11 protein-coding genes are annotated in these 13,536 nt (G+C 56.8%); all 11 read left to right on the top strand.

Annotation, left to right across the window (positions count from 1 at the left end):
* Nucleotides 1-234 precede the first annotated feature (234 nt).
* The 11 genes from B142_RS0109795 to B142_RS0109745 all read left to right on the top strand — a co-directional run bounded on the left by B142_RS0109795 (nt 235) and on the right by B142_RS0109745 (nt 13,521).
* Complete coding sequence (locus B142_RS0109795; RefSeq protein ID WP_039734244.1) at nt 235-453, top strand: glutaredoxin family protein; 219 nt, start codon at nt 235-237, stop codon at nt 451-453.
* A gap of 377 nt (nt 454-830) precedes the next feature.
* Nucleotides 831-2,396 (top strand): glutamyl-tRNA reductase, encoded by a 1,566-nt coding sequence (locus tag B142_RS0109790; RefSeq protein WP_081604978.1) that lies wholly within the window; start codon nt 831-833, stop codon nt 2,394-2,396.
* A 58-nt stretch (nt 2,397-2,454) separates the two neighbouring features.
* Nucleotides 2,455-3,348: a hydroxymethylbilane synthase gene (gene hemC, locus B142_RS0109785; RefSeq protein WP_018121368.1), complete on the top strand. Its 894-nt coding sequence runs from the start codon at nt 2,455-2,457 to the stop codon at nt 3,346-3,348.
* Between the two features lie 215 nt (nt 3,349-3,563).
* Nucleotides 3,564-5,252 carry a uroporphyrinogen-III synthase gene (locus B142_RS0109780; protein ID WP_018121367.1) on the top strand — a complete coding sequence of 563 codons (1,689 nt, stop codon included), beginning with the start codon at nt 3,564-3,566 and terminating at the stop codon, nt 5,250-5,252.
* A gap of 120 nt (nt 5,253-5,372) precedes the next feature.
* Entirely contained in the window at nt 5,373-6,362 is a 990-nt protein-coding gene (gene hemB, locus B142_RS0109775) for a porphobilinogen synthase (protein ID WP_018121366.1), read from the top strand.
* A 190-nt stretch (nt 6,363-6,552) separates the two neighbouring features.
* Nucleotides 6,553-7,437 (top strand): hypothetical protein, encoded by an 885-nt coding sequence (locus B142_RS0109770; protein ID WP_051067329.1) that lies wholly within the window; start codon nt 6,553-6,555, stop codon nt 7,435-7,437.
* A gap of 161 nt (nt 7,438-7,598) precedes the next feature.
* The gene (hemE, locus tag B142_RS0109765; protein ID WP_051067328.1) at nt 7,599-8,696 is read left to right on the top strand and encodes a uroporphyrinogen decarboxylase; all 1,098 of its coding nucleotides are present in this window, start codon (nt 7,599-7,601) and stop codon (nt 8,694-8,696) included.
* Nucleotides 8,697-8,980: 284 nt separating this feature from the next.
* Nucleotides 8,981-10,456 carry a protoporphyrinogen oxidase gene (locus tag B142_RS0109760; protein WP_018121363.1) on the top strand — a complete coding sequence of 492 codons (1,476 nt, stop codon included), beginning with the start codon at nt 8,981-8,983 and terminating at the stop codon, nt 10,454-10,456.
* Nucleotides 10,457-10,642: 186 nt separating this feature from the next.
* Nucleotides 10,643-11,977, top strand: coding sequence for a glutamate-1-semialdehyde 2,1-aminomutase (gene hemL, locus B142_RS0109755; RefSeq protein WP_018121362.1), 1,335 nt, complete (start codon nt 10,643-10,645; stop codon nt 11,975-11,977).
* A gap of 227 nt (nt 11,978-12,204) precedes the next feature.
* Nucleotides 12,205-12,813: a histidine phosphatase family protein gene (locus tag B142_RS0109750; protein WP_039734238.1), complete on the top strand. Its 609-nt coding sequence runs from the start codon at nt 12,205-12,207 to the stop codon at nt 12,811-12,813.
* A gap of 81 nt (nt 12,814-12,894) precedes the next feature.
* Nucleotides 12,895-13,521, top strand: coding sequence for a TlpA family protein disulfide reductase (locus B142_RS0109745; protein WP_018121360.1), 627 nt, complete (start codon nt 12,895-12,897; stop codon nt 13,519-13,521).
* The last annotated feature ends 15 nt before the right edge of the window (nt 13,522-13,536 follow it).

The raw sequence follows: 13,536 nt of genomic DNA, 5'->3' as shown, positions 1-13,536 counted from the left end.
TGCGAGGCCAGCATACGAGAAAATCATTGACCGAGGAAGGTGGGTTGAAACATGGAATATCCCGTACGACGTGCAGTGCCCGCAGATGCTAGTACGGATGTGGGGACAACGAATGCAGGGCCAAGGAATGCTGGGACCACTGAGCCTGTGCCAGATTCTTCGTCAAGTGTCGCCGAAGAAAGAACTTTCCGCCAGGTGCGTGATGAAGCCAATTCAGCGCATGCGGTAGAGCTTATGGTCCGCACGAATTGTGGGTCGTGTGTTCGCGTCCGTGATCAGATAGCACCAATTGTTGCTGCCGCTGGAGCGAGTTTCGTGGTCCGCAACGTTGATGATGATGCTGAGTTGGCTATGGAATTCGGCGATCGTGTTCCAGTCGTAGTTCTCGACGACGAGGAATTTTCGTGTTGGGAAGTTGATAATGAGGAATTACAGCAGGCCTTAGCTGAATAACCCTAAGGTCAGGGTTGGCCCAAAGGCTGCGGCTGACCAAAGAGGCTGATGGCTGTGGTTGATCACAGAGGCTGATCCAGAGACTGCGGACAGAGGCATAAAACGTCGATAAGCATCTGACGCAATTTTTAAGCTGCGATAGAAGTAGCGGACAAAAAGGATGGGGCCGGTAAAGCCGCAGTGACACACGATTCTGCTTTCGGTGGCCCCCGGGACTATCCTTTTGGTTGATACGATGGCAAGAATTGGTCGTGAAGTTCTTGAGTGCTTGAGTGCTTGAATGGAAGCCTAATGCTGAAACCTTCAGTCCAGCGTTACGCTAAGCCAAGGGTGCACGGAACTGTAATAGCTGAGTTAACGAGATAGCGGAGGAAAATGTGAGCGTGCTCGTCGTGGGAATGTCCCATCGTTCGGCTCCGGTCGCTTTATTGGAGCGACTGAGCGTGGATGGCATGCAACGCGAGGAGACAGCTGCCGCGCTTGTAGCCACCCCGTCGTTGACTGAGGCGATGATTATTTCGACCTGTAACCGCCTTGAGGTCTATTGCGTCACTAATTCATTCCACTCGGGCGTACAGGATGTGGTGGAGGTGCTGCATCGAGTTTCGGGGATCGATATCGATGAACTCCGCAGCTATCTCTATGTGCGGTATGCGGATGCTGCCGCTGAGCACATGATGGTTGTTGCCTCGGGTCTGGATTCGATGGTGGTTGGTGAGCAACAGATCATCGGCCAAGTGCGCCAGGCCTACCAGCGAGCAGTCGCCGCAAACACTGCCGGGAAAACTCTTCATGCCCTTGCCCAATCTGCGTTACGTGCAGGTAAAAGGGTGCACACTGAAACTGATATCGACGAAGCCGGTGCGTCCATGGTGACGGTGGCATTAAACGAAGCCCTGCAGTACATGGACCTTTCTCTGGAAAAGTCTGTAGGTACAGCTCACCAGTCCACTGCCAACCAATCCACTGACACTATGGCTGACAACACGGCTGACACTGTGGCCTCCCGGACGACATCGAACGTGAATCGTGCCGACGAGCCCCTGTTGATCGGCCGTACCGCTTTGGTATTAGGAGCCGGGGCCATGGCTTCGCTCGCTGCAACGCATTTGGGCCGACTGGGCGTCGACAAGATTATCGTTGCCAACCGGACGCGCGAGCGTGCCGACAACCTTGTAGACCACGCGCATCAGGCCGGAGTACGAGCAGAAGCCGTGGATTTTACAGACCGCTATAGGGCATACGGGGAGGTAGACATCATTGTCTCGGCAACCGGTGCCGATAACTACACTGTCGAGCGGGCATCTTTCCCTGAGGTACGACGCGACCACGTCGTTTTGATTGATCTGTCGTTGCCGCGGGATATCGCTGACGATACGGCAGATCTTCCAGGGGTAGACCTGGTAAATATTGAGCGGTTGCACCAGTCGTTGACGTCGCAAAGCGAAGAAGACACCACAATCGGACACCAGGACGCCAAGCGGATCGTGCGTGAGGAGCTCCAGTCCTTTGCCTCAGAACAGCGCGTGCGTGAGGTGGTGCCGGCAGTTTCGGCTCTGCGTAAACACGCCGCGGGGGTGGTGGAATGCGAAATGGCGCGGCTGCGGCAACGTCGCCCAAACATGTCAGATGATGACTTCGCGCAAGTGCAGGTCGCGATTAGGCGGGCCGTCGACAAGTTGTTGCACGAGCCTACAGTGCGAGCGAAAAAGTTGGCTGCGGAATCCGGCGCTGTCAGCCACGAAACCGCGCTACAAGAGATGTTTGGTTTGGAAATCGACGGTAGCCCGGTTTCGGTAGATGCAAATGAGTTGCCGTCGGTACAAGAAGTCATTGCGATGGGCAGCAATAACAGCAATAGCAGTAATTCAGGAGCTGAGACGTCGGCTGCAAACAAATTTTCCACGTCTACCGGTTTTCACCAGCCGCCTCATCAGAGCTAGCGGGCTAGACCTAGCAAACTATCACTAGAGAGTTCTTGACACATCTAAGGAGTAGAACATGTTGCAGATCGGTACTCGTGGCTCGAAACTGGCCACCACACAGGCTGGGCATGTCCGAGACTGGATTATTGCGGCCGGTGCGCAGGCGGAGCTGAAGATCGTCAAGACTGAAGGCGATGTGAATATGGCGCCAGTCGAGCGGATTGGGGTTGGCGTCTTCACCCAAAAGCTGCGCGAGGCGTTGGCTGCCGGACAGTGTGACGTGGCAGTACATTCGTTTAAGGACTTGCCGACGGCTGCCGACGAACGATTCCACCTGGTGATCCCGAAACGCGCAGACAACCGAGAAGCACTCATTGCGCGTGATGGTATGAACCTAGATCAATTGCCAGAAGGTGCGCGTGTTGGTACCTCGGCACCTCGGAGGATCTCGCAGCTGTTGGCATTGCGTCCGGATCTGGATATTCGGCCGTTGCGTGGCAATATCGAAACCCGCATGGGCAAGATCGATGATGGCGAACTCGATGCAGTGGTTTTGGCCTATGCAGGACTAATTCGCAACGGTTACCAGGACAAAGCAACGCAGGTTTTTGCCGCGGATGAAGTCATGCCGGCTCCGGCGCAGGGTGCCCTGGCTGTGGAAGTGCGCGCAGATGATGCAGAGGTAGTTGCGGTCGTCGACAAGCTCACCAGCGCGGTTGACCGGGATTGCGCATTGGCAGAGCGGGTGGTTCTTAACCGGTTGGAAGCCGGCTGTACCGCGCCGGTGGCTGCCTATTCCACGTTTGCCGCAGAAACCGGGATTATTACGGCACACGGTGGGGTGTTTGCATTTGATGGGAGCAAGCGGTTGCTTGCCACTGCCAGTGGCACCGATCCGATTGCAATCGGTGAAGAAATTTCCCAGACGTTGCTTGCCGACGGAGCTGCGGAGCTGTTGGGCGAATCCTAAACAGCATCTACTCGTGGCCTGGACCTAACTGGCGAGTGAACCCTGACTAATCCGTTTGTTTTTTAGTTTTACAGCGTCTACTTTAAGCTGGTACTACCACACGATATTGTGCTGTCATCGGTTTGGGTCCGGTTAAGGGCAAAACCACAGGTGATGGCGCCTCGTCGTGATTTATTTTTGTTTTCTGTCCGTGACCGCGCGTAGAAAAGGTCTATATGAGTAACGCCCCCTCCGTCGCACACCAAGGCAAAGTGGTGTTCGTCGGCGCCGGACCCGGCAACCCGGACCTTCTGACAGTTCGCGCTAGGGAAGTGCTCGCGTACAACGCCATTGCGGTCGCCGACTCGCAAGTGCTTGCCGGAGTACGTGAAGTTGTTGGCTCGGCACTGCCCGTGCCGCAGGAGAAACTGGATGCCGCAGAGCAAGAATATGCTCGCCTGTGCGCTGAAGCGAAAGCCCAGGGTGCACGCAGGAAGCCACCGCGTCCAGCGGCTCCCACGGCTGCAGATATTCGGGAATTTGCCGGCTCTGAGCAAGTTGTAGAGCAGTTACGCTCTGCATTAACAGACGCCGAGGGCAGCGACGTCATCCGCTTGGTCGCCGGAAATCCATTGAACCGAGAAACGATTCTGGCAGAAATTTCTGCCGTTAGCGCTGCGGGCATGGAATTCCAAGTCGTGCCCGGTATGTCATTGCCATCCACCGTGCCGTCGTTCGCGGGGTTGGCATTGGGCTCAACCTACACCGAAGCTGACATGACTGACGGCGACGTCGACTGGGATCAACTATCTGTGGCAACCCAGCCCATCGTGCTGCAAACCTTCGCCTCGGAACTCCCGACGATCGCCGAGGAACTCACAGCTCGTGGGATGAGCGTCGATACCCCCGCGTTCGTGACGGTCAACGGAACCACCCGGTTGCAGCGCACTTACGAGGCCACCCTGGAAACGTTGGGCAAGCTGAACGCTGAACTCGACGGGACCTTGGTGGTGACGTTGGGTCGGAGTTTCGATGATCGGTCCAAGTATTCGTGGTGGGAAAATCGTCCGCTGTATGGGTGGCGGGTACTTGTGCCACGCACGAAGGAACAAGCAGGCCCCATGTCAGCACAGCTGGCGTCCTATGGTGCCATTCCACAATTAGTGCCGACGATTTCTGTGGAGCCGCCGCGCAACCCAGCCCAGATGGATCGCGCGATCAAAGGCATCGTGGAGGGCCGTTATAAGTGGGTCGTGTTCACCAGTGTGAATGCGGTCAAGGTTGTGTGGGACAAAATTGCTGACTTGGGTTTGGATGCCCGCGATTTTGCAGGTGTGCACCTGGCTGCTGTGGGAGGAAAAACCGCAGAAGCGATCCGCGAGAAGGGCATGGTGCCCGAGGCCCTGCCGAAAGCCGATGCGCAAAATGCCCATGGTCTGGTGGAATCGTTCCCACCGTATGTGGAAGATATCGACGCCGTGGGCCGTGTGCTCCTACCACGTGCAGACATTGCTGGCGACGCCTTGGTGGAAGGCCTGGAGGCGCTGGGCTGGGAAGTCGATGACGTGGTGGCCTACCGGACTGTGCGCGCAGCCCCGCCGTCGGCGGAAACCCGCGACATGATCAAAACTGGTGGTTTCGATGCGGTGGCGTTCACGTCCGGATCGACCGTCCGCAACCTTGTAGGAATCGCTGGTAAACCACATCAGCGTACGATCATTGCGTGTATTGGGCCGATGGCGAAAGCGGCAGCGGAAGAGGTTGGGCTGCGTGTCGACGTCGTCCCTGAAGTTGCCGATGTTCCACATCTTATCGACGCTTTGGCGGACCACGTTGCGCACTTGCGCGCGACCGGTAACTTGCCGGCTCCGAGGAAAAAGCGTCGTACGCGTCGGAAGGCCGCTTCGTCGACAAGCCCGAGCTAAGACGCGGTACTACCTTTGCACTAGGGCCTGCCCTGTCCCCATGCCGATCGTGCCCTAATGTCGATTTTGCCCTAGCGCTAATCCAGCATCCCAATATGGAAATTAAGGAAGGTCCCCGAAGTGGATTACCCTCTGTCCCGAAGGCCCCGTCGCCTGCGCACCACCCCAGCACTGCGCGAGCTTACTGCGGAAACGCATCTGCGTCCCGCTGATTTCATTCTCCCGATGTTTATTGCCGATGGGTTGGAGGAACCGAACGCGATCTCGGCGATGCCTGGTGTCTATCAGCACACTTTTGATTCCCTGATCCGCGCGGCAGAACAAACCCTAGAGCAGGGTGTGCGTTGCGTTGACTTGTTTGGTGTGCCACTCGCTGAAGACAAAGACGAGAATGGTTCCCAGGCCTGGGCAGAAAACGGCATCCTCAACCGGGCTATTGCGCACCTGCGGAAAGAATTCGGCGATGACCTATTAATCATGGCCGATACCTGCCTGGATGAATTCACCAGCCATGGCCATTGTGGGCTTCTCGACGCCGACGGAGGGGTGCTCAACGACGCGACGGTGGACTGCTATGTCGATATGGCGGTAAGCCAGGCATCTGCTGGTGCGCACCTGGTGTCGCCATCCGGAATGATGGATGGGCAGGTTGCGGCTATCCGTTCAGGTCTGGACGCTGCAGGCTTTAAAGACGTCGCGATTATGGCTTACTCCGCGAAATATGCCTCGGCGTTTTTCGGACCGTTCCGTGAGGCAGTTGGTTCGTCTTTGCAAGGCGATCGTCGTACTTATCAACAGGATCCTGCTAACCGCCGGGAGTCCTTGCTGGAGGCGCAGCTGGATATCGATGAAGGCGCGGACTTTGTCATGGTCAAACCTGCTTTGGCGTATCTGGATATTATCAGCGAGATTGCAGAGTTTTCGCCGGTTCCGGTCTCCGCCTACCAGGTTTCTGGTGAGTACTCGATGATCCAGGCCGCTGGCCTTAATGGCTGGGTTGATCGCGACGCTGCCATGATGGAATCGTTGTTGAGCATTAAGCGTGCAGGGGCTAATCAAATCCTGACGTATTTCGCCACCGATGCCGCGCGGATGTTGAACCAGCAGTAATCAGTAGTAACTGGCAGTAGCCAGCAGTAACTGGTAGTAGCCGGTAGCTGTCAGCAGTAGCTTGCCACCTGGTGGGTGAGCGCTGCCTGCGGTCGTGCACAAAAATCATGCAGTGTATAAGGTGCACCCTATGGTGAATATGCAGTCCCAATCTCCCGTGACCGGCCCAACGGCAAAGGATGCAGTGAGCATGCATAATGCTGCAAGCACAAAGTATGTAGCAAGTACGAATAATGCTGCAAACACAAAGAATGCAGCAAGTACCAACAATGCTGCAGACCCAAACCTTGACGCATCGGGAGCAGCGAGGCCGAAAGGGTACGGGCGCCAGGGGCAGGGGGCGAAAGAACACGACCCGAAGCGGGGGCTGAAGAAATCTGATCGCCCGGACCAGCCGGATTCCGTTCGGCTGTATGTCCGGCTGTGGGCTGGCATTTTGCTCGTGGAGCTTATCCATCAAATCCTGAACATCGCTTTGGCGTTGTGGGACCCATCTGAGCTGCAGGCGCAGGCTGCCAGCAGCATTGAAGAAAGCGGCCAAACCATCAGCGAGAATCTGCTGAACTTTGGTGTCTACGGCTCGATTGTCTTGATGGGGCTTATCTCTGTGCTGCTATTGGGGTTGCTGGCAGCGATGCTGTATTTGGTGAATACACAGCATAAACGGGCCGGATTGGCGCGGCGGATGCTGTTTTTCTTTGGCCTATATTTTACGTTCCGGCTGGTTTTGATTTTCGGATCCTCGGGTAATCCTTTGTCGGACATTCCGGAAGCGTTCTACCTCGTTGACGGTAATTTGCAAGTGCTGGTTGGCGTCGCTGCTGTTCTCACACTCATCTTTGGCGGACGTAACGAGACGCTTGATTACACGGGTGAATTAGAACGCATGCGGCAGATGGAACAAGAGCTTCGTGCCGAACAGGAACGTCGCATGCAGAAGAAAAAAGAAAAGCAAGCGAAAAAGCAGTCGGAGAAGAAACTGAAAGGCGCCAATAAGGCGCCGGAGGCTAAGAAACCTGAGAAACCGGGGAGCACTCACGACGCCCGGTCTAGTGAAATATCTCTGAGCCACTGAAGACCAGCATGTCTTTGAACGCCAGCACGCCTGAATCCCATCATTGCCCTGGCTACCTCCATGGCCCCGAAACCCAAGAATGGCCCTGACCCCCATGAATTGCCCTGATTCCCGTGAAGCCTCTGATTCCGGTTTCGTTCTAGGTCGCTACCTCGTGGATAATGGGGGCTATGACGCGTCGGAATCTGAATAATTCGCCTTTCCTTGCTGCTGCTCACGGCCGCACCCCGAGCCGTACCCCCGTGTGGTTTATGCGCCAGGCTGGCCGGAGCCTTCCGGAATATCGCGAGCTGCGTGAAGGAACCAGCATGCTGGATGCGTGTTTTAAGCCCGACATGCTTGCGGAAATCACTATGCAGCCAGTCCGACGCCACGATGTCGATGCCGCAATTTTGTTTTCTGACATCGTCATCCCCTTGAAAGCGGCGGGCATTGACGTCGAAATTGTTCCGGGGCGCGGTCCTGTGATGGCACATGCCGTGCGCACCCCACAGGATGTGCGCAACCTGCCGGTGCTTGACGACGACATCGCGGAGGTGGCAGAGGGAATTGGCATCATTCTGGATGAGCTCACGGATTCCCAGGCGCTCATTGGTTTCGTTGGAGCCCCGTTTACCTTGGCTAGCTACCTCGTGGAAGGTGGTCCGTCGAAAAACCATGAGCGCACGAAATCCCTGATGCATTCAGACCCGGATACGTGGCATTTGCTGATGGAAAAAATCACCCCGACGGTAACGCGCTTTTTGCAGACGCAGATTACTGCAGGCATCGATGCCATGCAGTTGTTTGATTCCTGGGCTGGATATCTCACAGAGCGCGATTATCGAGAGTTCGTGCTGCCGTATTCGCAGCGCATCCTGGAGTCTGTGGAAGGTGAGATCCCGCGTATCCACTTCGGCGTCGGCACGGGAGAATTACTTGGCGCGATGAGCCAGGCGGGTTCGGAAGTTATGGGTGTGGATTGGCGTGTGCCGATGGACAGTGCGGCTGAGCGTATTCACAATGCTGTGGGGCCGCGGGTGTTGCAGGGTAATTTGGATCCTGCGATTTTGTTCAGCGGTGAGCAGGCAATGGCCCGAGAGATTACTCGCATTAAAGGCGAAGCTGCCGATGCGATTACTGCCGGTCACGCTACTGGCCACATTTTTAATCTCGGGCATGGTGTGTTGCCTAATACTGCACCGGAAGATATTACGAAGGCTGTCGAGCTCATTCATAGTGTTGATACCGGGGCGGTTGCTGCGCCGGAAAAGCGTTAAAAATAAAAAGCCTGAACACAAGCCTAAACAAAAGCCTGAACGCACCAGTAAAGCCCATCTTGACGACTGTGCCTCCAGGCATGATTGCGTTGCAACTTATGGTCTCCGGTAACCGCTGCGAACCGTCGCAGGATTCTTCCACCTATGATGTCCCTGCTCTGGCCAAACCATATTTTCGCCACACCCTGCTCTGGCCAAACCATGTTCTGACTAAACCATGTTCTGATTAAACCGAGATTTGCCCTCTATCAGCCTAGATTTGACCTATTCGGAGTGATTTTCCCATGACCCGTTGTGCCATTATTGGAGCCGGACTTGCCGGTCTGACTGCTGCTTATCAGTTGCGCCAGGAACTGCCCTCGGCTCAGATCGATGTTTGGGAAGGTTCGGAGCGTATTGGTGGAAAGCTGCACACCGTGCCTTTCGATGGTGGTCCTGTTGACATGGGGGCGGAGGCGTTTTTGGCTCGGCGGGATGACGCCCATGAGTTTTTCGCGGAATTGGGCCTTGCCGACGAGATTGTTTATCCCTCGGGGCTGCGTCCGGTGTTGTATGCCCAGGGTGCACAGCATGTGTTGCCAGCCGGTGGTGTGATGGGAATTCCGGCGTCGGGGGAGTCTGTGGCCGGTGTGGTCAGCCCGGAAACGGTCGCGGCTATTGATGCGGAAGCTCAACGCGAGCCGATTAATTGGGAGGTTGGCGGAGATCAAAGCCTCGGCTTGATGGTACGCGATCGTTATGGTGATGAGGTCGTGGATCGTTGCGTTTCGGCTTTGTTGGGTGGGGTGTATTCCTGTGGCGCGGATGATTTGGGCATTCGTGCCACCGTTCCTGCTTTGGCCAATGCCCTGGATGATTTGGCTCGTGCGGGTGAGCCGGTGACGCTGAGTGCCGCTGTCGCTCGGGTGGTTTCTTCGGCGAACAAGGCTGGTTCTTTGTCTCACGATTCTTCGGCTAACCAAAAGCCGAAACCAGCCCCGGTTTTTGGCACGTTCCGCAATGGCTATGCCACCTTGTATGAGCGTTTGGCGCAAGCCGCGGATGCCGAGATTTACCTGGAAACTTTTGTCACTGGCATCACCGAGGTTTCTGGGCCAACAGATGCGGCTCGCCCGCAATACCGGTTGGTGGGCATGGGCGTGGATGAGACTCTTTACGACGCCGTCCTCGTTGCCACTCCGGCTCCGATGGCGTCGCGCATCTTGAAATCTCTACCTGGCGCTACTGCGAAGGCAGCGGAGGCCATGAGTTCTATCAAATTGGCTAGTTCTGCTGTTGTCGGTCTGCGTTTTGCTTCGGATGTGGACCCTGATGGAAACGCGCTTCCAGAAAATTCTGGGATTCTCGTTGCTGCGGATCAACCTGGTGTGACTGCGAAAGCATTCACCTTGTCGTCGCGGAAGTGGCCGCATGTGGCGCAGCAGGGAACGATTGTGCGTGCTAGCTTCGGTCGATTCGGTGAGGATGCGATCACGCGGGCACAGGAAGATGAGCTCGTTGATCATGCTCTCGATGATCTCGCTGCGATTACCGGATTTGATGGTCGTGCCGCTGGCGTTGAAGAGATCTACACGCAGCGTTGGTTCGGCGGATTACCGCGCTACGATCACACGCACACAGAAACTGTGCGCCGTGCGGAAGCCGAGCTTGCCGACGCCGACCGCATCGCTGCTACTGGTGCGTGGGCCGGTGGGGTCGGTGTGCCAGCAGTGATTGCGCATGCGCGTAAGACCGCACGAGATCTGGCTCGACAGCTGTAGCAGGACACCACCTCCGGGAGGATCCACGTCCTGGCAAGACGCAAACTCCGGGAGGTCGCAAGCTTTGGTAGGTCGCCTGTTCTGACAGGTAGCAAATACTGGATGGGCACGAGTTCTTGCAGCTGGCAGAAAGATGTGCTGAGATTGCGAACCTCGTAAGTAGACGAACCCCGTAGACTAGGGTGCATGACTCAGAACTATTCAGATGCTGCTGGTACCGGATTGCCTTCTGCCCGTTCGGAGGAGTGGTTCCGCCGCGCGGTGGAGATAACCCCGGGTGGAGTAAACTCTCCAGCTCGCACATTCGACGCGGTTGGCGGTACCGCCCGGTTTATTGATCACGGCAAGGGCTCCCGCTTATTCGACGTGGATGGAAATGAATACGTCGATTTGCTGTGTTCTTACGGCCCAGGCATCCATGGCAATGCTCATCCAGAGATCGTTGAGGCTGTCACCCGAGCCGCCGAAAAAGGACTCGGCTTCGGCACCCCAACCACCGGTGAGGTGGAACTGGCAGAGTTGATTGCTCAGCGCACTGCCGTCGACAAGGTCCGCCTGGTTAATTCAGGTACCGAAGCGACGATGACCGCCGTGCGCTTGGCACGCGGATATACCGGCAAGAGCAAGATCATCAAGTTCCAGGGCTGCTACCACGGTCACGTTGATGCCCTGCTGGCTTCTGCTGGTTCGGGCGTGTTGACATCGTCAAGCCCGGATTCTCCGGGCGTAACCAAAGCGCAGGCGTCGGAAACCATCGTCGTCCCCTACAACGACTTGGATGCTGTGCGCCAGGCATTTGCCGAAAACCCGGGGGAGATTGCAGCCGTGATCGCCGAGGCGGCAGCCGGAAACATGGGAACCGTCGCGCCTGATGACGGGTTTAACCAGGCGCTGAAGGAACTAGCCCACGACAATGATGCGCTGTTGATCCTCGATGAGGTTATGACTGGGTTCCGTACCTCGTACCAGGGGTGGTACGGCATTGATGGCGTGGCTGGTGACCTGGTGACGTTCGGCAAAGTCATTTCTGGTGGGCTGCCTGCAGCTGCTTTTGGTGGTCGCGCTGACATCATGGCGCACCTGGCGCCGGAAGGCCCCGTCTACCAAGCCGGAACCCTGTCGGGTAATCCGGTCGCCGTTGCGGCGGGAACGAAATCGCTCCAGCTTGCCGACGAATCCCTGTACCAGCGCATTGGTGGGCATGCGGACAAACTCGGTGCGATGATTTCGGACGCATTGCAGGCAGAAGGTGTGGCCCACAATATCCAGCGTGCCGGCACCATGTTGTCCGTGCGTTTCGCCGAAGGCCAAGGGCGCAACTTTGCTGATATGCAGGCTGCCGATACGTTCCGATTTGGGCCGTTCTTCCATGCCTTGCTGGATAACGGGGTGGTAGTGCCGCCTTCGGCCTTCGAGACCTGGTTCGTGCATGACGCGTTGGGTGATGCAGACTTCGAGATACTGGAAAAGGCACTGGCCCCGGCCGCGAAGGCTGCCGCTGCCGCACAGCCGAGTGCCTAATGGCCGCACAGCCGGGTGACTAATGTTAGCGGTGTACCGCGTGGTTGATGGTCTGACTGTCACGCGGCCCGCAAAACCAATGCCCAAATACCAGAGCCCAAATACCAGAACCCATAAAACCAGGACTCATAAAACCAGGAACAGGAGAATTGCCCATGTCGAATACCTCACCCAGCGAACACTCTGCCGCCCACCAGGCTCAGCAAACCAGTGGCACGGGCTCGCAGATTCCAGTGACGATCGTCCACCTGGTGCGTCACGGGGAGGTCTTTAATCCCGGCAAGATTCTGTATGGGCGTATCCCGGGGTACCATCTGTCCTCGCGTGGTCACTCCATGGCGGCGCGTACCGCGAAATCTTTCGAAGGCCATGATGTGGCATATCTGGCCGCGTCGCCGTTGTTGCGTGCGCAGCAAACCGCCCAACCAATTTCTCAAGTCACCGGGCTTGATGTCGAGGAATGTCCCCAGGTGATTGAGTCCGGAAACGATTTTGAGGGCCTGCGCACGAAGGGCTGGCGTTCGCAGTTGTGGAACCCAAAGCGGTGGCCGCAGATGTATAACCCTCTGGAACCATCGTGGGGCGAGCCGTTCGTGGACATCGCCGATCGCATGATGGCGGCGGTGCATGATATTCGAACTAAGGCCGAAGGCCACGAGGGGATTGTGGTATCTCACCAATTGCCGATTGTCATGGTGCAACGCACGGTGCGCGGTCAGGCGTTGGCGCATGCTCCGTGGAATCGAGAGTGCGCTCTGGCGTCGGTGACCAGCTTGGTATTTAGCGGAAAAGACATTATTGATATCCGCTATTCCACCCCGGCCCGGGAGATTTAACTCGAACAGCTCTGGTCTCAGATACTCGCCCCTAGTTCCCAACTTGGTTCAGCTGCCATGTTGGGCGATACTAGGGGTACTATGATTACGACTTTTGGACCATTCCGACGTTCCCGTGCCGCAGCGTCGCTTGTCGTGGCGGGGGCGTTGTCGTTGACTTTGGCTGCGTGTGCGTCGGAAGAAGCCAATAAGAATGCGGTTTCTGATGTGGGCGGAACGTTCGAGTTTCATACCCCAGGCGGGCAAACGGAAATCTTCTATGAGGAATCCGAGCGGCAGCCGATCGCTAATTTACGTGGCCCGTCGTTACTGGATGAGGGCGAGACAGTAGCGCTGGATGATTTCGCGGGCGAAGTCGTCGTCCTGAACTCGTGGGGCCAGTGGTGCGCGCCGTGCCGCGCTGAGGTCGACGACCTGCAGCGTGCCCACGAGAAGCTGAGTGAATCCGGCGGGACCGTTTTGGGCATAAACGTCCGGGATTATAACCAGACGATCGCGCAGGATTTTGTCAAGGACAATGGCGTGGAGTACCCGTCGATTTATGATCCACCATTCCGGTCGGCGGCTGCGCTAGGCGGCATCCCCACTTCCGTGGTGCCGACGACGATCATCCTGGATAAACAACATCGCCCGGCTGCGGTTTTCCTGCGGGAAGTTACCGACCAGGACATTCTTGATGCAGCATTGCCGCTTCTCGACGAAAGCTAGCCGACGGTCGTGTCT

The sequence above is a fragment of the Corynebacterium propinquum DSM 44285 genome (genome assembly GCF_000375525.1).
GTDB lineage: Bacteria > Actinomycetota > Actinomycetes > Mycobacteriales > Mycobacteriaceae > Corynebacterium > Corynebacterium propinquum.
The sequence above is the reverse complement of the archived record's forward strand: the minus strand, read 5'-3'. Positions and strand labels throughout refer to the sequence as shown.